General features: G+C 70.2%; 22 protein-coding genes. 15 read left to right on the forward strand and 7 right to left on the reverse strand.

Annotation, left to right across the window (positions count from 1 at the left end; translation table 11 throughout):
• Positions 1 to 57: 57 nt before the first annotated feature.
• The 5 genes from AC0IW9_RS11780 to AC0IW9_RS11800 form a co-directional block, all read right to left on the reverse strand.
• Positions 58 to 903, reverse strand: coding sequence for a UPF0280 family protein (locus AC0IW9_RS11780; RefSeq protein WP_471648438.1), 846 nt, complete (start codon positions 901 to 903; stop codon positions 58 to 60).
• Complete coding sequence (locus AC0IW9_RS11785) at positions 888 to 2,363, reverse strand: 6-hydroxynicotinate reductase (protein WP_471648439.1); 1,476 nt, start codon at positions 2,361 to 2,363, stop codon at positions 888 to 890. Before AC0IW9_RS11785 ends, AC0IW9_RS11780 begins: the two co-directional genes overlap by 16 nt.
• Positions 2,360 to 5,044: a molybdopterin-dependent oxidoreductase gene (locus AC0IW9_RS11790; RefSeq protein WP_471648440.1), complete on the reverse strand. Its 2,685-nt coding sequence runs from the start codon at positions 5,042 to 5,044 to the stop codon at positions 2,360 to 2,362. The genes AC0IW9_RS11785 and AC0IW9_RS11790 overlap by 4 nt, the downstream gene beginning before the upstream one ends.
• On the reverse strand, positions 5,041 to 5,913 hold the full coding sequence (locus AC0IW9_RS11795; protein ID WP_471648441.1) for an FAD binding domain-containing protein: 873 nt from the start codon (positions 5,911 to 5,913) through the stop codon (positions 5,041 to 5,043). The genes AC0IW9_RS11790 and AC0IW9_RS11795 overlap by 4 nt, the downstream gene beginning before the upstream one ends.
• Positions 5,914 to 5,979: 66 nt before the next feature.
• A complete protein-coding gene (locus AC0IW9_RS11800; RefSeq protein ID WP_471648442.1) occupies positions 5,980 to 6,405 on the reverse strand; it encodes a MarR family winged helix-turn-helix transcriptional regulator in 426 nt (141 codons plus the stop codon).
• A gap of 87 nt (positions 6,406 to 6,492) precedes the next feature.
• Between AC0IW9_RS11800 and AC0IW9_RS11805 the strand changes: the two genes are divergently transcribed.
• The 12 genes from AC0IW9_RS11805 (at position 6,493) to AC0IW9_RS11860 (ending at position 19,315) form a co-directional block, all read left to right on the forward strand.
• A complete protein-coding gene (locus AC0IW9_RS11805; protein ID WP_471648443.1) occupies positions 6,493 to 7,692 on the forward strand; it encodes an amidohydrolase family protein in 1,200 nt (399 codons plus the stop codon).
• Positions 7,689 to 8,672, forward strand: a complete 984-nt coding sequence (locus AC0IW9_RS11810; protein WP_471648444.1) for a lysylphosphatidylglycerol synthase domain-containing protein — start codon at positions 7,689 to 7,691, stop codon at positions 8,670 to 8,672. The genes AC0IW9_RS11805 and AC0IW9_RS11810 overlap by 4 nt, the downstream gene beginning before the upstream one ends.
• Positions 8,673 to 8,803: 131 nt before the next feature.
• Positions 8,804 to 9,970, forward strand: coding sequence for a radical SAM protein (locus AC0IW9_RS11815; RefSeq protein WP_471648445.1), 1,167 nt, complete (start codon positions 8,804 to 8,806; stop codon positions 9,968 to 9,970).
• 140 nt (positions 9,971 to 10,110) lie between these two features.
• A complete protein-coding gene (locus tag AC0IW9_RS11820) occupies positions 10,111 to 10,695 on the forward strand; it encodes an amino acid synthesis family protein (RefSeq protein WP_471648446.1) in 585 nt (194 codons plus the stop codon).
• Between the two features lie 166 nt (positions 10,696 to 10,861).
• Positions 10,862 to 11,638, forward strand: coding sequence for an ABC transporter ATP-binding protein (locus tag AC0IW9_RS11825; protein ID WP_471648447.1), 777 nt, complete (start codon positions 10,862 to 10,864; stop codon positions 11,636 to 11,638).
• On the forward strand, positions 11,631 to 12,371 hold the full coding sequence (locus tag AC0IW9_RS11830) for an ABC transporter ATP-binding protein (RefSeq protein WP_471648448.1): 741 nt from the start codon (positions 11,631 to 11,633) through the stop codon (positions 12,369 to 12,371). The genes AC0IW9_RS11825 and AC0IW9_RS11830 overlap by 8 nt, the downstream gene beginning before the upstream one ends.
• Positions 12,372 to 12,385: 14 nt before the next feature.
• Positions 12,386 to 13,609 (forward strand): ABC transporter substrate-binding protein, encoded by a 1,224-nt coding sequence (locus AC0IW9_RS11835; RefSeq protein WP_471648449.1) that lies wholly within the window; start codon positions 12,386 to 12,388, stop codon positions 13,607 to 13,609.
• A 62-nt stretch (positions 13,610 to 13,671) separates the two neighbouring features.
• A complete protein-coding gene (locus AC0IW9_RS11840; RefSeq protein ID WP_471648450.1) occupies positions 13,672 to 14,901 on the forward strand; it encodes an ABC transporter substrate-binding protein in 1,230 nt (409 codons plus the stop codon).
• A gap of 22 nt (positions 14,902 to 14,923) precedes the next feature.
• Complete coding sequence (locus AC0IW9_RS11845) at positions 14,924 to 16,153, forward strand: ABC transporter substrate-binding protein (RefSeq protein WP_471648451.1); 1,230 nt, start codon at positions 14,924 to 14,926, stop codon at positions 16,151 to 16,153.
• A gap of 19 nt (positions 16,154 to 16,172) precedes the next feature.
• Positions 16,173 to 17,399, forward strand: coding sequence for an ABC transporter substrate-binding protein (locus AC0IW9_RS11850; protein WP_471648452.1), 1,227 nt, complete (start codon positions 16,173 to 16,175; stop codon positions 17,397 to 17,399).
• Between the two features lie 35 nt (positions 17,400 to 17,434).
• Positions 17,435 to 18,319 (forward strand): branched-chain amino acid ABC transporter permease, encoded by an 885-nt coding sequence (locus AC0IW9_RS11855; protein WP_471648453.1) that lies wholly within the window; start codon positions 17,435 to 17,437, stop codon positions 18,317 to 18,319.
• Positions 18,320 to 18,322: 3 nt separating this feature from the next.
• Complete coding sequence (locus AC0IW9_RS11860; RefSeq protein ID WP_471648454.1) at positions 18,323 to 19,315, forward strand: branched-chain amino acid ABC transporter permease; 993 nt, start codon at positions 18,323 to 18,325, stop codon at positions 19,313 to 19,315.
• A 69-nt stretch (positions 19,316 to 19,384) separates the two neighbouring features.
• Here AC0IW9_RS11860 and AC0IW9_RS11865 read toward each other — a convergent pair whose 3' ends face one another.
• A complete protein-coding gene (locus AC0IW9_RS11865) occupies positions 19,385 to 19,645 on the reverse strand; it encodes a DUF3297 family protein (protein ID WP_471648455.1) in 261 nt (86 codons plus the stop codon).
• A gap of 204 nt (positions 19,646 to 19,849) precedes the next feature.
• Here AC0IW9_RS11865 and AC0IW9_RS11870 point away from each other — a divergent pair, with 204 nt between their 5' ends.
• On the forward strand, positions 19,850 to 20,584 hold the full coding sequence (locus AC0IW9_RS11870; RefSeq protein WP_471648456.1) for a hypothetical protein: 735 nt from the start codon (positions 19,850 to 19,852) through the stop codon (positions 20,582 to 20,584).
• A 177-nt stretch (positions 20,585 to 20,761) separates the two neighbouring features.
• Here AC0IW9_RS11870 and AC0IW9_RS11875 read toward each other — a convergent pair whose 3' ends face one another.
• On the reverse strand, positions 20,762 to 21,361 hold the full coding sequence (locus AC0IW9_RS11875) for a cysteine dioxygenase family protein (protein ID WP_471648457.1): 600 nt from the start codon (positions 21,359 to 21,361) through the stop codon (positions 20,762 to 20,764).
• 102 nt (positions 21,362 to 21,463) lie between these two features.
• On the opposite strand from AC0IW9_RS11875, the gene AC0IW9_RS11880 reads away from it, so the two are divergent.
• Positions 21,464 to 21,976 (forward strand): cupin domain-containing protein, encoded by a 513-nt coding sequence (locus tag AC0IW9_RS11880; RefSeq protein WP_471648458.1) that lies wholly within the window; start codon positions 21,464 to 21,466, stop codon positions 21,974 to 21,976.
• 17 nt (positions 21,977 to 21,993) lie between these two features.
• The gene (locus AC0IW9_RS11885) at positions 21,994 to 22,635 is read left to right on the forward strand and encodes a nitroreductase family protein (RefSeq protein WP_471648459.1); all 642 of its coding nucleotides are present in this window, start codon (positions 21,994 to 21,996) and stop codon (positions 22,633 to 22,635) included.
• Positions 22,636 to 22,638: the final 3 nt, after the last annotated feature.

Consider the following 22,638-nt stretch of genomic DNA (forward strand, 5'->3'; position numbering starts at 1 on the left):
CGGGCTTCCCTCGGGCGTGGCGCCAAGTCTCGCAGCCTTGGCCGGCGGCCGGAAGGCCTAGAGCCAATATCCCAGGCTGCCGCCCACCACCCGCACGCTGTCGCCGACCACCAGCGCCGCACCCTGGATCAGCCCGGCCGAGAGCAGCGTCTCCGCCCGCGCCTCCCCGGCATCGAGCGCCGCCGCCGCCACATCCTCCGGCAGCGGCCCCACCGCGACCGTCACCGGCAAGGCGCCGAGGTCGCTGTCGGGATCGAGCTGCTGCGCCGGCACCCGGCGGATGCTCGGATGCGCCGCATCCACCGCATTGGCGATGACCGTCGCCGCGGCATCCGCCTGGGAGGCGCTGCCGGCCAGCACCGTCACCGCATCGGCGATCCCCCGCGAGAAGCTCCGCCCCGGCCAGCCGCTGGTGGCGATGCCCTGCACCCCGTCACCGGCCCGCAGCCGGATCAGCGCCTCCGGCAGGGCCAGCGCCAGCCGCTGCACCACCCCGACCCGGAGGCTGGCCCCCGGCGCCAGATAGACGGCGATGTCGCCGCCGTTGTTCACATGCGCCGCGGTCAGCCCGCGGGTGCCGGCCAGCGCCGCCAGGACCTCCTCCGCCACCGCCCCGGCGACGGCCGCCATGGGCGTGATGAAGCCGGCGCGGAAGGGCCAGACCGCATCCGCCATGCGCCGCGCCACCGCGCCCCGCAGCGCCGGGCGGTCCGCCCCCAGGGGCTGGCGCAGCAGCGGCAGTTCGGCCACCAGCCCGGCCAGCAGCCCCTCGAAGCGCGCCGTTGCCTTGGTCGCCGCCTCGGCGATGGCGGCGCGCGTTCCCTCCAGCCCGATCACCAGGTCGATCGGCCCTTCCTGGAGGTGCAGCCGGCCGTCCGGCAGCAGGGCTAAGGCAGCGGCCATGGGTTCCCCGCGATCCAGCCCTGGTGCCGGGCGCCGCCGCCATACTCGGCCAGCAGGGTCTCGAGCGGCACCGCATGGTCCACATGCCCGCCGAGCCGGGCATAGAGATCGGCCCGCAGGGTGAATTCGATCGGCGCCACCAGGGCCGGTGTCGGCACGTAGCCGAAAGCATTATCCGGTATCCGCAGCACATCCGCCATGATGGTGATCCCACCCCCCGGCCAGAGCATGCACGGTGCCCCGCCGATCGTCACCCGCACGAGGGAGGATTGCACCTCGCGGGTCAGCAACACGGGATTCTCGGTCACACCGGCCCGCAACGATCCGCCCGCACCAGCCATGAAGAGGATGGAGGTGAGCGCCGGCTCGCAATTCTCGCCGATCCGCTCGACCGTCCGCGCCACCGCCTCCGGTGCCGGAACGGGCACCGGCCGCAACGAATCGTCCAGCACGCAGTAGAGCGAATCCTCGCCGGTGGTGCTGGTCAGCAGCAGCCGCAGCCCCGGCCAGGCGGTCTTCGGATCGATGCTCTCGATCACCGCCAGCGGGTCGGTGATATCGGTGCCGCCCCAGCCGTTGCCCGGATGCGCCACCTGGAAATACCGCCCCGGCGTGGAGCGGCGCCCGCGCACCCGGATGCCGCTCGGCGGCACGTCGAGGCACTTGCCCGCCTGATGCTCGCTGAGGACGCCGGTGATGTGGTCGTCGACCACGATCACCTCATCCACATGCCCATGCCATTGCTGGGCGAAGATGCCGATGGCGGCCGAGCCGCAGCCGACCCGCATCCGCCGCTCCGGCGTGCCGTCGACGATGGGCGCCGCGCCTGCCTGCAGCACCAGCTTCGGCCCGCCGTCGATGGCGACCTCCACCGCCTGCTTGTTGCAGAGCGCCAGCATCGCCGCGCAGGTGACGTTGCCCTCGCGCTTGGAGCCGCCCGTCAGGTGCCGCACCCCGCCCAGGCTCAGCATCTGGCTGCCGTATTCGGCGGTGGTGACGTGCCCGATCTGCTCGCCATCGACCCGCACCGCGGCGGTCTCGGCCCCCAGATGCCGGTCGGTGTCGATCTTCACCTTCAGCCCGCAGTAGCTGAAGATCCCCTCGGTCACCACGGTGACGGTATCGACGCCGCGGTGCGAGGAACCGACGATGAAGGGCGCCGGCTTGTAGTCCGGATAGGTCGTGCCCGCGCCGATCGCAGTGACGAAGGTCGGCGGCGCCAGCCCGCCCGCCCAATCCTCGGAGCCCTCGAGGAAGGGCACCGTCGCCCCGCCCGCATCGACGGTCCGTTCCATCAGCACCAGCGGATCGGTCCGCACCAGCGCCCCGTCCCGGTTGGCATAGCGGCTGCACGCGCCGGCGCGGCCCGGGCGGATGCGGCAGAGCACCGGGCAGGCATCGCAGCGCACGATGCCTTCGTTGCCCTCGCGCGCGCCGAAGATCGCGGTCCGGTCGCTCATTTCCTTAGTGCCTCCAGCACCCGATGGGGCAGGGCAGGGACCCGGGTGATCTCCGCCCCCGTCGCATCGCGGATGGCCGAGAAGATCGCCGGCGCCGTCGGCACCAGCGCCGGTTCGCCGATCCCCTTGGCGCCGTAGGGGCCGAGCGGCTCCGGATCCTCGATCAGGATGCACTCGATCACCGGCACGTCGCCGATGGTCGGGATCAGGTAGTTGTGCAGGTTCTCGGTCCGCCCCGGCAGGTATTCCTCCAGCAGCGCCAGCCCGATCCCCTGGGCGATGCCGCCCTCGATCTGCCCCTCGACCAGGGTCGGGTTGATCGCCCGCCCCACGTCATGCGCCGCGACGATGCGGTCCAGCCGCACGGTGCCCAACTCGGTATCCACCGCCAGCGCCGCGAGCTGCGCGGCGAAGCCGTAGGTCGCATAGGGCGCGCCCTGGCCATCCGCATCCAGCGGCACGGTCGGCGGATCGAAGCGCCCGATCCCCTCCAGCGGCGCCTCCAGCGCGATCGCCCTGCCATCCACCAGCAACCGCCCGCCGCTGAGCGCCAGCCGCGCCTCCGGCCCCGCATTGGCCCGCAGCAGGATCGCATCCCGCAGCGCCAGCCCCGCTTCCATCGCCGCCCGGCCACTGACGAAGGTCTGGCGCGAGGCACTGGTCTTGCCCGCATCCGCCGTCAGGTCGGTATCGCCGAGCACCAGCACAAAGTCGCCGGCCGGCAACCCCACCGCGTCCGCCACGATCTGCAGCAGCGCCGAGGTGCTGCCCTGGCCGATATCCACCGCGCCGTTATGGAACACCAGCCGCCCATCCGGGCCGAGCGTCACCCGCATGGTCGAGGGATTGGACATGCCGGTATTGCCGATGCCGTACCACATGCAGGCGACGCCGACGCCATGCCGCAGCGGCCCGCCCCGCGCATTCGCCGCCGCCGCCTCGGCCCGCAGCGCCTGCCAGCGCGGCCGCAGCGCCTCCAGGCATTCCACCAGCCCGACCGAATGGGCGATGACCTGCCCGGTCGCCGTCGCATCGCCGCGCCGCAGCGCATTGATGACGCGGAATTCCAGCCGGTCGATGCCGGCCGCATCCGCCAGCCGGTCCCACAGCGCCTCCTGCGCGATCGCCGCCTGCGGCACCCCGAAGCCGCGGAAGGCGCCGGAGGGCGGGTTGTTGGTCAGCACCGCCCGCGCCCGGCTGCGCGCATGGGGCATCCGGTAGGGCCCGGTCGAATGCGCCGGCACCCGCCCGGCGACGGTCGGTCCCCAGCTCGCATAGGCGCCGGTGTCGTAGACGCCCTCGAATTCGAAGCCGACCAGCCGCCCCTCGGCATCGCAGCCGGCCCGCGCCGCGATGCGCGCGGGATGCCGCTTGGTGCTGCTGGCCATGCTCTCGCCGCGCGTCCAGGCCGCCCGCACCGGCCGCCCCAGCAGCCAGGCGGCGACCGCGATCATAGGCTGCACCGCCACGTCGAGCTTGCCGCCGAAGCCGCCGCCGCAGGCGGTCGGCACGATCCGCACCGCGGCGTGCGGGATGCCCAGCACCCCCGCCACTTCCTCGAGGTCCATGTAGGGCGCCTGGGTGGAGGCGAAGACCTCCATCCGGTCGCCGACGCGCCGGGCCCAGCCCGCCTCCGGCTCGATATAGGCATGCTCGACGAAGCCGGTCCGCCACTCGCCCGCGGCGACATGCGCCGCGCCCGCCAGTGCCGCCCCGGCATCGCCGCAGACCAGCCGCCCGGTCGTCAGCACGTTGTCCGGCCAGCGGTCGTGCAGCGCCGGGGCGCCCGCGGCCAGCGCCGCCCCGGGATCCTCGAGGGCCGGCAGTACCTCCCAGGCGATCGGCAGCTCCGCCACCGCGATGGCCTCGACCGCCGCGCGGTCCCCGACCAGGGCGCAGACCGTATCGCCGCGATAGCGCACCAGCCCATCGGCGAATACCGCCTGGTCCTTGATGTCGGGATAGATGCCGAAGCCGTTCCGCCCGGGCACGTCCGCCGCGGTCAGCACCCGCACCAGCCCCGGATGCAGCGCGTAGAGCGGCGACAGGTCGCCGAGGGTGAAGCGCGCATGCGCATGCGGGCTGCGGACCGGCCGCAGCCAGAGCGCATCGGCCGGCGCCGCATCCGCGCCATAGATCTCGCCGCCATCCACCTTCGGCTGGCCATCGGCGCGTTCCATCCGCGCCCCCACCGCCGCACCTGCTGCGGGCGCCACCACCGCGGGCGCGTCGAGGAAGGAATGCGCCGCGACGACCGCATCGATGATCTTGCGATACCCGGTGCAGCGGCAGAGCACGCCGCCCAGCGCCGCCTCGACCTGCCCGATGCTCGGCTGCGTTTCCACGCCCAGCAATTCCATCGCGGCCAGCAGCATCCCCGGCGTGCAGAAGCCGCATTGCGCCGCGCCATGCGCGAGGAAGGCCCGCTGCAGCGCCGCGCCCAGCGGCAGCGCCGCCAGCCCCTCCACCGTCAGCACCGCACTGCCCTCCGCCTGGGCCAGCGGCACCAGGCAGGCACACACCTGCCTCCCATCCAGCAGCACCGTGCAGGCGCCGCAATCCCCGGCATCGCAGCCGGACTTGGTCCCGGTCAGGCCGAGCGTCTCGCGCAGCACCGTGCTCAGCCGCGTCTCCGGCGCCGCGGCGACATCCCGCGCCGTGCCGTTCACCAGCAGGGTCATGCCGCCACCCGCAGCGGCGCCGCCAGCCGCGCCAGCAGCCGCCGCAGCAGCACCGCCGCCGCCTCCCGCCGATACGCCGCCGTCGCCCGCATGTCGCCGATCGGCGCCAGCCCGGCGAGATGCGCCGGCTGCACGACCCGCGCCGCCTCGGCCAGCGCCACGCCCTCCAGTGCCGCCTCCAGCCCGGCCAGCCGCTGCGCCACCTCGGAGCAGGCGCCGACGGCCAGCCGCGCCCGGGCGATCCGCCCGCCCGGCGCCTCGATCACCGCCGCCACCATCACGATGGAGATCACCAGATAGGCCCGCGCGCCGAGCTTCTCGAAGCCGGCGACCGCCCCGGCGCCCGCCTTCGGCACCAGCACCGCGAGTGCCAGCTCATCCCGTCCCAGCGCCGTCCGCCGGTTGCCCAGGATGAAGGCGCCCAGCGGCAGCCGCCGCAGCCCGCGCGGGCTCGCCAGCTCCACCGTGGCATCGAGGGTCAGCAGCGGCGGCACCCCATCCGCCGCCGGCGAGGCATTGCAGAGATTGCCGAGCAGGGTCCCGCGGTTCTGCACCTGCGCCCCGCCCACCCTGGCCGCCGCCGCCCGCAGCCCGTCGAACCAGCCCGGCAGCGCCGCATCCCGCAGCCCCGCCCAGGTCACCCCCGCACCGATCCGGTGGTGGTCGCCGCGATCCTCGATGCCCCCCAGCCCGGCGATGGCCGAGAGGTCCAGGACCGCCCGGCCATCCGGCGCCCGGCCCCAGGCCGCCGCCCCCGCCCGCGCCGGGAAGACATCCGTCCCGCCGGCCAGCAGCAGGGGCGGCGTCTCGGCCGCCGCCAGCAGGGCCAGCGCCTCGGCCAGCGTCCCGGGTCGGTGATAGGCGGTCATGCGGGCGCCCCGATCATGTGCACACTAACAAGTCTAGCGACCGTCATGCCGCGGTCACAACCGAAATCACCCGAGCTTCGCCAGGATCGCCCCCAGCCGCGCCGCATCCTCGCGCGACAGCGGCGCGAGCGTCGCCGCCGTCACCGCCCGCGCCTTCTCGACCCAGGCGGGCAGCGCCGCCCGCGCCGCCGGGGTCAGCGCCACCCGCAGCAGCCGGGCATCCGCCGCATCCCGGCCCCGCTCCACCAGGCCGCGCGCCATCAGCCGCGTCACCACGCCCTTCACCGTCGGCGGGTCCATGGCCAGCGCCCGGCCGAGCAGGTTCTGCGACAGCGGCCCGCGCTTCCACAGCACATGCAGCGCGGCGAATTGCATCGAGGTCGGCCCATCCTCCCCCATGATCCCCTGGAACAGCGCCAGGTGCCGCTGATAGGCCCGGCGCAGCAGGTGGCCGACCTGCTCCTCCAGCACATACTCGTCCGGGTCGTCCACGGGCGCGCCTCCGCCGCTGCGTTTCGTTTCTAGGCTTACGACCGGCCGGGGGCTAGAGTCTCCCCCGTCGCAGCAGGGGACCCGACGATGGCAGTGGAACAAACCTCCGGCCCCGCGGCCGGCCGCATCCTGGTCCGCAACATCGGCCTGCTGCTCTCGGGCGACCTCGCCGCACCGGTGCTCGGGGCCGATGCCATCCTGATCGAGGATGGCCGCATCGCCGCCATCGGCCGCGCCGCCGAGCTCGCCGCCCGCGGCCCGGTCGATTCCACCATCGACGCGCATGGCGGCGCCGTCTCCCCCGGCCTGGTCGATAGCCACGTCCACCCGGTGCTGGGCGACTGGACGCCGCGGCAGAACCAGATCGGCTGGGTCGAGAGCTTCCTCAACGGCGGCGTCACCACCATGATCTCGGCCGGGGAGGTGCATTCCCCCGGCCGCCCGCGCGACATCATCGGCCTCAAGGCCCATGCCATCTTCGCCCAGCGCAGCTTCCACAACCTCCGCCCCGCCGGGGTGAAGGTGCTGGCCGGCGCGCCGGTGCTGGAGAAGGGCATGGTCGAGGCCGATTTCGCCGAATTGGCCGCCGCCGGCGTCACCCTGCTCGGCGAGGTCGGCCTCGGCAGCGTCAAGGCCGGCTACGAGGCGCGGGAGATGGTCGCCTGGGCCCGAAAGTACGGCATCCAGTCCACCATCCACACCGGCGGACCCTCGGTCCCCGGCAGCGGCTACATCGACCGCGATACGGTGCTGGAAGCCGATGCCGATATCATCGGCCATATCAACGGCGGCCATACCTCGCTGTCCGAGGCGCATGTCTGCGAGCTCTGCGAGCGCTCGACCCGCGCCATCGAGATCGTCCACAACGGCAATGAGCGCGTGGCGATCGCCGCGGTCCAGGCGGCGCGTGACCTCGGCGTGCTCCACCGTGTCATCCTCGGCACCGACAGCCCGGCCGGCTCCGGCGTGCAGCCGCTCGGCATCCTGCGGATGATCTCGCTGCTCTCCTCGATCGGCGGCATCCCCGCGGCCCAGGCCATCGCGCTGGCCACCGGCAATACCGCCCGCATCCGCAACCTCGACAGCGGGCTGATCGAGGTGGGGCGCGCCGCCGACCTGGTCTTCCTCGACCGCGCCCAGCATTCCGCCGGGCGGGACCTGCTGCACAGCATCGAGCTCGGCGACATCCCCGGCATCGGCGGCGTGATGATCGACGGCGTGATGCGCTGCGGCCGCAGCCGCAACACGCCGCCCGCCGAGCGCGTCCCGGAAGTCCTCGGGCATTGAGCAATCCGGCAAGCTGGAACAGCGGCATCCGCAACGGGGTGCTGCTGGGGGCGCTGGTCCTCGCCTTGGTCGTCGCGCTGAACTACGGCGAGCTGCCCGGGCTCGGCGCCATTCTCGCTGACCTGCCGGCCGCCGTCGCCATCTCGGCGGCGGTCCATATCCCGCAGATCCTGCTGACGGCCGCCGCCTGGCGCGCCCTGCTGCCGCCCGAGCGGCGCCCGGCTTTCGGTACCATGGCAATGCTGCGCTGGTTCCGCGAATCGGCCAATGCGCTGCTGCCGGCCGGGGCCCTGGTCGGCCAGGCCGCCGCCGCCCGGCTGCTCACCCGGCGCGACGTGCCCGGCCCGCTGGCCGGCGCCACCGCCACGGTGGACCTGACGCTGGAGGCCGTCTCCCAGCTGTTCTTCACCCTGGCCGGCGTCGCCCTGCTGCTCGGCGTCGGGGATGGCCCCGGCCTGCTCGGCTTCGCCGCCGCCGGCTTCGGCATCGCCCTCGCCGGGGCCGCCGCCATGCTGCTGTTCCAGCGCCACCTGCCGCTGGCCCTGCTGGAGCGGGGCCTGACCCGCCTCTCGCGCCGCTGGCCCGCCATCGATCCGGGCTGGATCCATGGCCTGCAGCAGTCGATCCTCGAACTCCATGCCGACTGGCCGCGCCTGGCGCTCGCCACCCTCTGGCACACCGGCTCCTGGCTGCTCGGCGCGCTCGAGATCGCCGGCGTCCTCGCCCTGCTCGGCCATCCCGTGTCGCTGGCCGATGCTCTGGTGATCGAAAGCCTCGCCCAGGCGCTGCGGAACGTCGGATTCATGTTGCCGGGGGCGCTGGCGGTGCAGGAAGGCGCCATCATCGGCGCCGCCGCCCTGGTCGGCGTGCCCCCCGGCGCGGCGCTCGCCGTCGCCCTGGTCCGCCGCACGCGGGAGGTCTGCCTCAGCCTGCCCGGCCTTATCGCTTGGCAGCGGGCCGAAACCAGGGCTATGCGCTAGGGAAACCCGCCATGCTCACCACATGGGTCCTGGACACCACCGCATTGGCCCCGTGGAATGCCGCCCCGGATCGATCGGGCGCCACCGGGCCGCAAAGGGATTAGTTGATGGCCAGCAAGGCTTCCGACGCAATGACAGCCGATCTGGCGCCGCTCGTCATGGATACGGCGACCGCCCCGGCCAAGCCGCGCGACCCGAAGACCGCCAGCGTGATGGACCTGCTGCGGCTGATCCCCCAGGGCGGCCCGGCGATCTGCAATTTTTCCGTCACCAACATGTGCAACGCCACCTGCGACTTCTGCAATTTCGCCCACAACAAGGGCTTCGTGAAGCACCGCAGCTGGCTCGACGCCGACCTCTTCCCCAAGGCCCTCGCCCATATGCGGGCCAAGGGCAATGTCCGCTTCGCCACCTTCATGGGCGGCGAGCCGCTGCTGCACCCCCGCATCATCGAGATGGTCCGCGAGGCGACGGCCCAGGGCGTCCAGCCCACCATGGTCACCAACGGCTGGCTGCTGCCCCCCAAGGTGGATGCCATCGCCGCCAGCGGCATCACCACGATCTTCATCTCGATCGACAGCGAACATGCTCACCTGCATGAGGAGAACCGCGGCCTGAAGGGCGTCTGCGCCCGCATCAAGGACGCCAATACCCGGCTCGCCGCCAAGGGCGTCACTCCCATCGCCAGCGTCGCCATGACCCGGCTGGTGAAGGACTACGAGGCGCTGGGCCACTTCCTGAAGGAGCTGGGCTTCGCCGCCGTCACCTTCTCCTACCCGCGGAAGGCCGCCCTCGGCTCCTCCTCCCTGGTCTATTCCGAGGACAGCGACCTCGTCGACATGTCCCAGGCCGAGCTGCTGACCGCCTTCGAGGGCGTCGAGAAGGCCCGCGCCGTCATCCCCGTGCACAACCCGCGCGCCGCCATCGCCGACATGCGGCGCCGCCTCACCGGCCAGGGCGAGCGTTTCACCTGCCATGCCGGCTACAAGTACTTCTACCTCGACTGGAACTATGACCTCTGGCGCTGCGAGGACTGGAAGGCCCCCATCTCCAAGGTCTGGGACTTCACCCCGGACAAGGTGATGCGCGACCCCTGCCAGGCCTGCACCACCGACTGCTACCGCGATGCCAGCATCATGCTGCACTTCAGCATCTCGATCGGCGATGCCTTCGCCCGCTTCAAGGAAGGCAAGATCGGCGCCGGCCTCGCGGCCCTGGCGGATGGGCGGAACCTCGGCTCGCTCGGCGCGGTGATCGGGCATGGGGCGCGGCTGGCGAAGCTGGCCGGGCGGAACTGAAGCAAGGTTGGGGAGAAGGTATTCTCCCGTTGAACGCAGTGCGTCCAACCCCTCATCTATTTCTATTCTTTAAGAACAGAAAGGAAAGGTGGGGTTTGGGGAGGGAATACTTTCCCCTCCCCAACCTTCCTTGAAACCCAATGCCCGCCATCATCCGCAAGCTCGCCATCCTCCTCGACGAGACCCACCGCGAGATGGGCCGCGACCTCCCGCGCCCCATCCGCCGCGTCATCGCCTGCGCCGTCATCGAGAACCCCTTCGCCGGCCGCTACGTCGAGGACCTTTCCGAGCTGGTCGCCCAGGGCGAGGAGCTGGGCGCCCTGCTCGCGGCGCGGGCCATCGCCGCCCTCGGCATCCCGGGCGAGCAGGTGGAAAGCTTCGGCAAGGCCGCCATCGTGGGGGAGGGGGGTGAGCTGGAACACGCCGCCGCGCTGCTGCACCCGAAGATGGGCGCCCCGGTCCGCGCCGCGCTCGGCAAGGGTCCCGCGCTGATCCCCTCGGCAAAGAAGTCCGGCGGCCCCGGCACCGGGATCGACGTGCCGCTCGGCCACAAGGATGCCGCCTTCGTCCGCAGCCACTTCGATGCCATCGAGGCCCGCCTGCCCGATGCCCCCCGCGCGAACGAGATCCTGGTCTGCCTCGCGCTGACCGATGGCGGCCGCCCCAGCCCGCGCATCGGCGGCCTGACCACGGCGGAGATCGTCGGCCAGGACGGGCTGCGCTAGGTCGCTCGACCAAAACCGACCAACCGGGCTTGTGACCTTGAAACCGCCCTGTTTCGGTCGGAAACCCGCCACACGCCTTGCATCCGGCCGCTCTCCCGGCCATACCTAGCCGCAATGACGGCCCCCGGGATTTCCCGGGGCGACCGCTGCGGGGAGAGCGATCCGGGTGACTGATTCCATCCTGGAAACGATTGGGCTGACCAAGGAATTCCGGGGATTCGTCGCCGTCAGCGACGTATCCCTGAAGATTCGCCGTGGCAGCATCCATGGCCTTATCGGCCCGAACGGTGCCGGCAAGACCACCTGTTTCAATCTGCTGACCAAGTTCCTGGCGCCCACGCGCGGCCAGATCAAATACGATGGCAAGGACATCACCGGCATGAAGCCGGCGGAAGTCGCCCGCCTCGGCCTCGTCCGCAGCTTCCAGATCTCCGCCGTCTTCCCGCATCTGACGGTGCTCGAGAATGTCCGCGTCGCGCTGCAGCGCCAGCGCGGCGGCAGCTTCGATTTCTGGCGCTCCGACAGCCTGCTGCGCGCCTTCGACGACCGCGCCATGGAACTGCTGGAGGATGTCGGCCTCACCACCTATGCGCGCATCAATGCCGGGGAGCTTCCCTATGGCCGCAAGCGCGCGCTGGAGATCGCCACCACCCTCGCGCTCGACCCGACCATGATGCTGCTCGACGAGCCGACCGCCGGCATGACGCATGAGGACGTGGACCGCATCGTCGCGCTGGTGAAGCGCGTCTCGGTCGGCCGCACCGTGCTGCTGGTGGAGCACAACCTCAAGGTCGTCTCCGGCCTGTGTGACTGCATCACCGTGCTGGCTCGCGGCAGCGTGCTGGCGGAAGGCGACTATGCCGCCGTCTCCCGCAACCCGGATGTCATCGCCGCCTATCTCGGCACCGAAGCCAATGCTGAAGGAGCCCCGGCGCATGTCTGAAGCCATCGCCCCGGCCCGCACCGCGAAGACCGGCGCCGCCCTGCTCGAAATCCGCGACCTCCAGGCCTGGTACGGCGAAAGCCATGTGCTGCACGGCGTCGATGTCGACGTGCATCCGGGCGAGGTGGTCACCCTGCTCGGCCGCAACGGCGCCGGCAAGACCAGCACGCTGCGCGCCATCATGGGCCTGGTCGGCCGCCGCACCGGCAGCATCCGCTACGCCGGGACGGAGACGATCGGCCAGCGTTCCGACCTCATCGCCCGCGCCGGCATCGGCTATTGCCCCGAGGAGCGCGGCATCTTCGCCAGCCTCAACGTCACCGAGAACCTGCTGCTGCCGCCGGTCGTGCAGCCCGGTGGCCTCGACCTGGATACGATCTACACGCTGTTCCCCAACCTGAAGGAACGCGCGAACAGCCAGGGCACCAAGCTCTCGGGCGGCGAGCAGCAGATGCTGGCCATCGCCCGCATCCTGCGCACCGGCGCCAAGCTGCTCCTGCTCGATGAGCCGACCGAGGGCCTCGCCCCCGTCATCGTCCAGCAGATCGGCCGGATGATCCGCGAGATCAAGGCGCGCGGCTTCACCGTGCTGCTGGTCGAGCAGAACTTCCGCTTCGCCCAGACGGTCGCCGACCGCCACTACGTCATGGAACATGGCCGCGTCGTCGACATGGTCCGCAACGACGAACTGACGGCCTCGCTCGGCCGCCTGCACGAATACCTCGGCGTCTAAGGAAAATCCCCCGCATGTCGTTCGCCCGCCGCAGCCTGCTGACCGCCGCCGCCGCATCCCCCCTGCTGCTGGGGCGCGGCGCCCGGGCGCAAGCCAATACCCTGAAGATCGGCGTGCTGAACGACCAATCCGGCGTCTACAAGGACATCTCCGGCCCGACCTCCGTCGCCGCGGTCCGCCAGGCGATCCAGGATTTCGGCGCCCGCAGCGGCCTCACCGTCGAGGTCGTCGCCGGCGACCACCAGAACAAGCCCGATGTCGGCAGCAACATCGCCCGGCAATGGATCGACCGCGACGGCGTCGACGTCATCATCGACGTCCCCAACAGCGCCGTCGCCCTCGCGGTGAACGGCGTGGTGCGGGAGAAGAACAAGGTCTTCCTGAACTCCGGCGCCGCGACCGCCGACCTCACCGGCGCGCAGTGCACGCCGAACACCGTCCACTGGACCTACGACACCTGGATGCTGGCGAAGTCGACCGGCGGCGCCATGGTCAAGGCCGGCGGCGATACCTGGTTCTTCGTCACCGCCGACTACGCCTTCGGCCATGCGCTGGAACGCGACACCGGCAATTTCGTCAAGGCCTCCGGCGGCCGCGTCCTCGGCAACGTCCGGGCGCCGCTCGGCAACACCGATTTCTCCTCCTTCCTGGTGCAGGCGCAATCCTCGCGCGCCAAGATCATCGGTCTCGCCAATGCCGGCGCCGATACGGTGAATGCGGTGAAGCAGGCCGCCGAGTTCGGCATCACCCGGCGCGGCACCAAGATCGCCGTGCTGCTGATGTTCATCAACGACGTCCATGCCCTCGGCCTGCCCGCGGCGCAGGGGCTGGTGCTGACCGAGACCTTCTACTGGGACCTCAACGACCGCACCCGCGCCTTCACCAACCGGGTGAAGCCGCACATGGCCGGCAACATGCCGGCGATGTCGCATGCCGGCTGCTACAGCGCCGCGCTGCACTACCTGAAGGCCGCGACCGATATGGGCGTCGCCGCGGCCAAGGCCGATGGCGCCGCGACGGTTGCCCGCATGAAGGCGATGCCGACCGACGACGATTGCTTCGGGCAGGGCTCCATCCGCGCCGATGGCCGCAAGATCCACCCGGCCTACCTGTTCGAGGTGAAGAACCCGGCGGAGTCCAAGGGCGCCTGGGACTACTACAAGCTGCTGCAGACCACGCCGATCGACGAGGCCTTCCGCCCGCTGGCCGAAGGGGGCTGCCCGCTCGTCCGAAGCTGAAGCCGCGCCACGCCTAAACCGCGCGGCAAAGACCGCGCGGCGCCAACAGGGGAAGAACCAAGATGCAGATGACCCGCCGCGCCCTGTTGGGCACCGGAGCGACCGCCGCCGCGGTGACCAGCCTGCCGCGCCTGACCCGTGCTCAGGCCGCGAATACCATCCGCATCGGCGTGATGAACGACATGTCCGGGACCTACAAGGACAATACCGGCCCGGGCTCGGTCGCCTGCACCCAGCAGGCCATCACCGAATTCGGCCAGCAGGGCTTCAACGTCGAGCTGATCTTCGCCGACCACCAGAACCGCCCCGATGTCGGCGTGAACCTGGCCCGGCAATGGTACGACCAGGGCGTCGACCTCATCCTCGACGTGCCGACCAGCTCGGTCGGCCTCGCGGTGAACAATGTCTCGCGCGAGAAGAACAAGGCCTACATCAACACCGGCTCCGCCACCTCGGACCTGACGGGCGCGCAGTGCAGCCCGACCATGGTGCATTGGTCCTACGACACCTTCATGCTGTCGAAGTCGACCGGCGGCGCCATGGTGAAGGCGGGCGGCGATACCTGGTTCTTCATCACCGCGGACTACGCCTTCGGCCATGCGCTGGAGCGTGACACGGGGAATTTCGTCAAGGCCTCGGGCGGCCGCGTCCTCGGCCAGGTGCGCACGCCATTCCCAGCGACCTCCGACTTCTCCTCCTTCCTGGTGCAGGCGCAATCCTCCCGCGCCAAGGTCATCGGCTTCGCCAATGCGGGCTCGGACACCATCAACTGCGTCAAGCAGGCCGCCGAGTTCGGCATCACCAAGCGCGGCACCAAGCTCGCCGCGCTGCTGATGTTCATCACCGACGTGCATTCGATCGGGCTCGAGACCGGGCAGGGGCTGGTCTGCACCGAGAGCTTCTACTGGGACCTCAACGACCGCACCCGCGCCTTCACCCAGCGCGTCCTGCCGAAGATGCCCAACCTTTATCCGAACCAGATCCATGCCGGCTGCTATTCCGGCACCCTGCATTACCTGAAGGCGGTGCAGGCCATGGGCGTCGCCGCGGCCAAGGCGTCGGGCACCGACGTGGTCAACCGCATGAAGGCGATGCCGACCGACGACGATGCCTTCGGCGCCGGCTCCATCCGCGCCGATGGCCGCAAGCTCTGCCCGAGCTACCTGCTCGAGGTGAAGACCCCGGCGGAATCGAAGAAGCCCTGGGACTACTACAAGGTCCTGCAGACCACGGCGGCCGAGGAGGCCTTCCGCCCCCTGAACGAGGGCGGCTGTGCCCTGGTCCGCACCTGACGCCACGCCGGAGGCCATCGTGATGACCGCAACCCGTCGCAGCCTGCTCGCCGCCTCCCTCGGCGCCACGATGATGCCGGCCCTGCCGAGGCTCGGCCGGGCGCAGGCCGCCAATACCATCCGCATCGGCGTGCTGAACGACCAGTCCGGCACCTACCGCGACATCAGCGGCCCCTATGGCGTGGAATGCACCCGCCAGGCGGTCGCCGAATTCGGCAACAAGGGCTTCACGGTGGAGGTCCTCTCGGCCGACCATCAGAACAAGCCCGATGTCGGGGTGAACATCGCCCGGCAGTGGTACGACCAGGGCGTTGACCTCATCCTCGACGTGCCGACCTCCTCGGTCGGCCTCGCGGTGAACAACGTCGCCCGGGAGAAGAACAAGGCCTATATCAACACTGGCTCGGCCACCTCCGACCTGACCGGCGCCCAGTGCAGCCCGAATACGGTGCACTGGATGTACGATACCTACATGCTGGCCAAGTCGACCGGCGGCGCCATGGTGAAGGCCGGCGGGGACAGCTGGTTCTTCATCACCGCCGACTATGCCTTCGGCCATGCGCTGGAACGCGACGCGACCGCCTTCATCAAGGCGGCCGGCGGCAAGGTGAATGGCGCGGTGCGCTATCCTTTCCCCTCGACCTCCGACTTCTCCTCCTTCCTGGTGCAGGCGCAGGCCTCCCGCGCCAAGGTCATCGGCCTGGCCAATGCCGGCGCCGATACTGTCAACTCCATCAAGCAGGCGGCCGAGTTCGGCGTCACGCGGCGCGGCGTGAAGCTGGCGGCGCTGCTGATGTTCCTCCCCGACGTCCATGCCCTCGGCCTCAACACCGCGCAGGGGCTGGTGCTGACGGAAAGCTTCTACTGGGACCTCAACGACCGCACCCGCGCGGTGACCGAGCGGCTGAAGCCCCGGCTGAAGGACATCAAGCCGAACATGGCCTCCATCGCCAATTACTCGGCGGCGCTGCACTACCTGAAGGCCGTCGCCGACATGGGCGTCGCCGCCTCCAAGGCCTCCGGCATCGAGGTCGTCAACCGCATGAAGGCGATGCCCTGCGACGACGACGCCTTCGGGCCGGGCCGCATCCGCGAGGATGGCCGCAAGCTCTGCCCCAGCTACCTGTTTGAGGTGAAGACCCCGGCCGAGAGCAAGGCGCCGTGGGACTACTACAAGCTGCTGCAAACCACCCCGGCGGAGGAAGCCTTCCGCCCCATGAACGAGGGTGGGTGCAGCCTGATCCGCAGCTAAGAAACCAGGGAGAGAGACGATGGCCATCCAGAGACGTGATCTGCTCGCCGCGGGGGCTGCCGCCACCGCGTCTCTGGCTGGCCCCCGATCGGCGCGCGCCCAGGCGGCGAACACGATCCGGATCGGCGTCATCACCGACATGTCCGGCCCCTACCGGGATACCACCGGCCCGGGCAGCGTCGTCCTCACCCAGCAGGCGGTGCAGGATTTCGCGCCCCAGGGCTTCCAGGTCGAGGTGCTGCAGGCCGACCACCAGAACCGCCCCGACGTCGGCGCCAACATCGCCCGGCAATGGTTCGACCAGGGCGTCGATGCCATCGTCGACCTGCCGACCTCCTCGGTGGCGCTGGCGGTCAACCAGATCGCGCGGGAGAAGAACAAGGTCCACCTGAACTCGGGCGCCGCCACCTCCGACCTCACCGGCACCCAGTGCAGCCCGAACACGGTCCACTGGACCTACGACACCTACATGCTGGCCAAGTCCACCGGGGCCGCCATCGTCAAGCAGGGCGGCGACAGCTGGTACTTCATCACCGCCGACTATGCCTTCGGCCATGCGCTGGAACGCGATACCGGCAATTTCGTCAGGGCCCAGGGCGGCCGGGTGGTCGGCTCTGCCCGCTATCCCTTCCCGGCGACCACCGATTTCTCCGCCTTCCTACTGCAGGCGCAGTCCAGCCGGGCCAAGGTGCTCGGCTTCGCCAATGCCTCCACCGATACGGTGAACTGCATCAAGGGCGCCCGCGAATTCGGCCTGCACCGGCAGATGAAGCTCGCCGCCCTGCTGATGGGCGTGGTCGACATCAAGTCGCTCGGCCTCGAGAGCGGGCAGGGGCTGCTGCTGACCGAGGCCTTCTACTGGGACCTGAACGACCGCACCCGGGCGCTGACCCAGCGGGTGCGGGCGAAGAACCAGGACCGCCCGCCGGCCATGGTGCCGGCCGGCTGCTACGGCGCCGTGCTGCACTACCTGAAAGCGGTCGCCGACATGGGCGTCGCCGCCGCCAGGGCCAGCGGCGTCGATGCCGTGGCCCGCATGAAGGCGATGCCCTGCGACGACGACGCCTTCGGCCCCGGCACCATCCGCGCCGATGGCCGCAAGCTCCATCCCGGCTACCTCTTCGAGGTGAAGGCGCCGGCCGCCTCGACCAACCCCTGGGACCTGTACAAGCTGGTGGCCACCACGCCGGGTGACGAAGCCTTCCGCCCCCTCGCGGAAGGCCAGTGCCCGCTGGTCCGCAGCTGACCGCTCTCCATGAACTCTAAGGACCGCTGACCCGCATGGACGATATCTTCGGCATCCCCGCGCCATTGCTGTTCGGGCAATTGCTGCTCGGGCTGATCAACGGCGCCTTCTACGCGATGATGTCGCTCGGGCTCGCGGTGATCTTCGGCCTGCTCAACATCATCAACTTCACCCATGGCGCGCAGTTCATGATGGGCGCCTTCGCCGCCTGGATGCTGCTGGAATGGCTGGGCCTGAACTACTGGTGGGCCCTGCTGCTGGTGCCGCTCATCATCGGCTTCACCGGCGTGGTGCTCGAGCGATTGATGATCAGCCGGCTCTATAAGCTGGACCATATCTACGGCCTGCTGCTGACCTTCGGCGTCGGCCTGATCATCGAGGGCATCTTCCGCAACCAGTTCGGCTCCTCGGGCCTGCCCTACCGCATCCCGCCGGAGCTGCAGGGCGCCTGGGACCTCGGCTTCATGTACATGCCGATCTACCGCGGCTGGGTCGTGGTCGCGGCGCTCGTGCTGTGCCTGGCCACCTGGCTGCTGATCGAGAAGACCCGGCTCGGCGCCTACCTGCGTGCCGCGACCGAGAATGCGCCGCTGGTCCAGGCCTTCGGCGTCAACGTGCCCCGCATGGTGACGCTCACCTATGGCTTCGGCGTGGCCCTCGCCGCCATCGGCGGTGTGCTCGCGGCGCCGATCTACTCGGTCAATCCGCAGATGGGCACCAACCTCATCATCGTGGTCTTCGCGGTGGTGGTCATCGGCGGCATGGGCTCCATCATCGGCTCCATCATCACCGGCTTCGGCCTCGGCATCGTGGAGGGCCTGACTAAGGTCTTCTGGCCGGAGGCCTCGGCCACCGTCGTCTTCGTCATCATGGCGATCGTGCTCGTCGCACGCCCCGCCGGCCTCTTCGGGAGGGCCTGATCCATGCCTGATACCAGCATCACCGCCGGCGCCATTCCCGCCCCCGTGCGGGAGGATCATGGGATCTGGGGCTTCTCCAAGGCGCAGTTCGGCGCCCTCGGGATCATGGTCGCCTTCCTGGCGATCTCCCCCTTCTTCCTCTACCCCGTATTCCTGATGAAGCTGCTCTGCTTCGCCCTCTTTGCCTGCGCCTTCAACCTGCTGATCGGCTATGTCGGGCTGCTGAGCTTCGGCCATGCCGCCTATTTCGGCATGGGCGGCTATATCGCCGGCCATGTCGCCAAGGCCTGGGGGATGACCCCGGAACTGGCGATCATCACCGGCGGGCTGGTCGCCGCCGGGCTCGGCGCCGTCGCCGGCTGGGTCGCCATCCGCCGCCAGGGCATCTACTTCGCCATGATCACCCTGGCCCTGGCGCAGATGATCTACTTCTTCTGCGTCCAGGCGCCCTTCACCGGCGGCGAGGACGGCATCCAGGCCATCCCGCGCGGCAAGCTCTTCGGCGTCGTCTCGCTCGATACCGACCTGACCATGTACTGGGTGGTGGCGGCGGTCTTCCTGCTGGGCTTCCTGCTGATCCACCGGATCATCCATTCGCCCTACGGCATGGTGCTGAAGTCCATCAAGGAGAACGAGCCGCGCTCCACCTCGCTCGGCTACCGGACCGACGACTACAAGCTGATGGCCTTCATCCTCTCGGCCTCGCTGGCCGGCGTCGCCGGCGCCACCAAGTCGCTGGTCTTCGGCATCGCCACGCTGACGGACGTGCATTGGTCGATGTCGGGGGAGGTGGTGCTGATGACCCTGGTCGGCGGCCTCGGGACCGTCTTCGGCCCGGTGATCGGCGCCGCGGTCATCGTCGCCATGCAGAACTACCTGGCGGAGCTGGGCGCCTGGGTGACGGTGATCCAGGGCGTCATCTTCGTGGTCTGCGTGCTCGCCTTCCGCCGCGGCATCGTCGGCGAGATCGGCGCGCTGCTGAAGGTCAAGCTCTAGGAACGCAAGGCCGCGACTGGGTCTGACCATGTAGGGGGGGCCGGGAGACCATGTCTCCCGGCCTTTTTCTCATTCCTCCCGGAAGTACGGCTCCACCTTGCCATTCAGCTTGATCGTCATCGGATTGCCGTGCCGGTCGACGCTCTTGCCCACCGTCAGCCGCACCCAGCCCTCGCTGACGCAATACTCGTCCACATTGGTCTTCTCCGCCCCGTTGAAGCGGATGCCGATCCCACGGGCCAGAAGCTCCGGGTTGTGGAAGGGACTCTTCGGATTGGTCGCCAGCCGGTCGGGCAGGGCGGCGGGGGTTGCGGTCGAAGTCTCGTCCATGGGCATCGGCTCTGGCCTTTCCGGCTGGGTGGGTGGCGTGGCGCTGTCATAGCCAGCCGGGGCCGGCAGGCCAATCGCCCTCGGCACGCCAGGGCCGGAACGTGCGTGAGGCGGAATCACGTGAAAAGTCATGATCGTCACGCATCCGGCACCTGTCCGGGCGCCGTAGCGCCATTGGTCCCGCATGGGCCCAAGGAGACGCAGATGGCACACGAGACCTATGTCCGCGACGGCTTCACCCTCTATTCCACCGATTTCACCGCCCTGAACAATTCGGGGATCGAGGGCCGCGCCGTCCTGCTGCTCGACCAGAACGCCAGCACGCTGACGGTGGATATCCAGGCGACCGGCCTGGAGCCCGGCCAGATGCATATCCAGCACATCCACGGCTTCGAGGACGGCACCAATTCCAAGTCGCCGACCATCAAGCTCGATGCCGATGGCGACGGCTTCGTCGAGCTCGGCGAAGGCCTGGTCAGCTACGGCCCGATCCAGCTCAACCTGACCCTCGACCCCGCCACCGCCGCGCATGACCATGGCACCGCCGGCCACGACCACAGCGACGCCTCGGTCTTCCCGACCGTCGGCGCCGATGGCGTGCTCGCCTATCACGAGGTCTTCCACTTCTCCCCGGAAGACCCGAATGCCCAGGCGGTCCTTGCCAGCCTGAGCCCGCTCGAGGCCAAGGAGGTGGTGCTGCACGGCATGACCACCACCGAAGTCCAGGGCGCCGGCACCACCGGCGAGGTCGACGGCACCGCCGGCTACAAGCTGGCGCTGCCCGTCGCCTCCGGCGAGCTCATGGCCGTCGCCCCGGCGGCGGATGTGCTGGCCGCGGTCGATGCCCTCGGCCTCGATACCAATGGCATCGTGGACTGGGATGCCATCGGCGCCCAGGTCACCGCCAATTTCGAGGCGACCGGCCACTGGTTCATCTGACGCCGCTGCGGTGAACCCGACCCGGCGGGCCTCGGCCCGCCGGGCTTTTTTCCGGACTGGCGGGCCTCGGCCCGCCGGGCTCTTGTTCCGGACTGGCGGGCCTCGGCCCGCCGGGCTCTTGTTCCGGACTGGTGGGCCTCGGCCCGCCGGGACTTCCGCGCCCAGGCCCCTGTGCGCTCAGGCCGGAACCAGTTCCTTGCTGCGGTCCCAGACATTGGGCACCCGCTCGTTGTGGTAGCCGGAGATGAAGCGCTTCGTGGCACTCGTCGCCGGGTCGAAGACGCTGCGCGCCACCGCGCCGATATTCCCGCCGTAGCAATGGATGCTGATGCTGGTGCGGTCGGTATAGGCATTCTCCACCACGTGGATGTCATAGGTATTGGCGCTGACCGCCACCACCTGGCCGGGGGAGAGCCGGTCCACCTGGCCCGGCTGCATCGGCTGGCCCGCCGCGCCCGGCCGCATCTCGGTCGAGACCTCCTCGCCCCGCAGCATGCCGACCAGGCCCCAGATGGTGTGGTTGTGCACCGGCGTCCGCTGCCCGGGGCCCCAGACGAAGCTCACGATGCAGAAGCGCTCCGCCGGGTCGCAATGCAGCAGGTATTGCCGGTAGCTCGGCCCGGCCTCGGCCATCTCCGCCGGCAGCCAGTCGTCGACCGCGACCAGCCCCGCCAGCAGATCGGCGCCCTCGGTCAGCCAGCGTCGCTCGTCGGCGCCCTGGTCGGCCAGCCGGGTCATGTCCTGGATGAAATGCCGCAACCTGATAAGCCCTGACATGTCAGTCCCTCCCTCAGGCCCCCGAGACTACATGGGGTGGCACCAATTGGAACGATCCTTCATGCTCCGGCTTTGATCGGGCGCAAGTTGAGGAGGCCGCGGATGACACCCGAAGTGTTGCGCTTCGCCGATGACGGCAGCATCCCGAACAACCCCCGGCTGTCGGTGCTGCTCTACCGCGCCGCCCTGCCGCCGGGCGATCCCGCCACCGCCGAGGCCCTGTTCGCCCGCCACGGCTGGCCGCCCGCTTGGCGCAACGGCATCCACCCCTATCACCACTACCACCCGAATGCGCATGAGGCGCTGGCCATCGCCCGCGGCGAGGTCCGGGTGCAGCTCGGCGGCGCCGCGGGCCCGACGCTCGCGCTGCGGGCCGGCGACGTGGTGGTGCTGCCCGCCGGCGTCGGCCACCGCAACCTCGGTGCCAGCGCCGACCTGCTGGTCGTCGGCGCCTATCCGCCGGGCGCCGTGCCGGAGGAATTCACCGGCACCGAGGACCAGCACGCCGAAGCGCTCTCGGCCATCGACATGGTCGAGGACCCCGTCACCGACCCGGTCACCGGCGGCCCCTGGCCTTCCGAACCGCCCCCCTCCGTGGGAGACTTTTCGGCGTAACAAAGGGGGACCGCGCCATGGCCGAGCCGACCGACATCTTCGAGATCCTGCACGGCACCCGCGCCATGCGGCGGCTGAAGCCGGACCCGGTGCCGGATGAGATGATCGCCCGGATCCTCCGCGCCGGCGCCGCGGCGGCCAATGGCGGCAATACCCAGAAGTGGCGCTTCCTGGTCATCAAGGACCCGGCCATCAAGCAGGCCGTCCAGGTCTGGTACAAGAAGGCCTTCGACGAGGTGGTCGGCCCCCGCTACGCCGCCAGCGCGCCGCCCCCCGGCAGCACGGCGGAGCGCTACCACCGCCAGCACACCGCGGTCGAATACCTGACCGAGCATTTCCACGAGGCGCCGGTCTGGATCGTCGCCTGCCTCGAGGAGGCAAAGCCCAGCCGCTGGTCCGGCGCCTCGGTCTATCCGGCGGTGCAGAACATGCTGCTCGCCGCCCGCGCGCTCGGCCTCGGCGCCACGCTGACGACGCGGCACCTGCTGTACGAGAAGGAAGCCGAGGCGGCGCTCGGCCTGCCCCCCGGCGTGCATTCCTACGCCATCCTCCCCATCGGCTGGCCGATGGGGAAATTCGGCCCGGTCGGCCGCGGCCCGCTCCGGGACATCACCTTTCTCGACCGCTGGGGCGAGAACTGGGATGCCCTCGAAGGCTAGGCC

This window comes from Belnapia sp. AC561 (assembly GCF_979252845.1).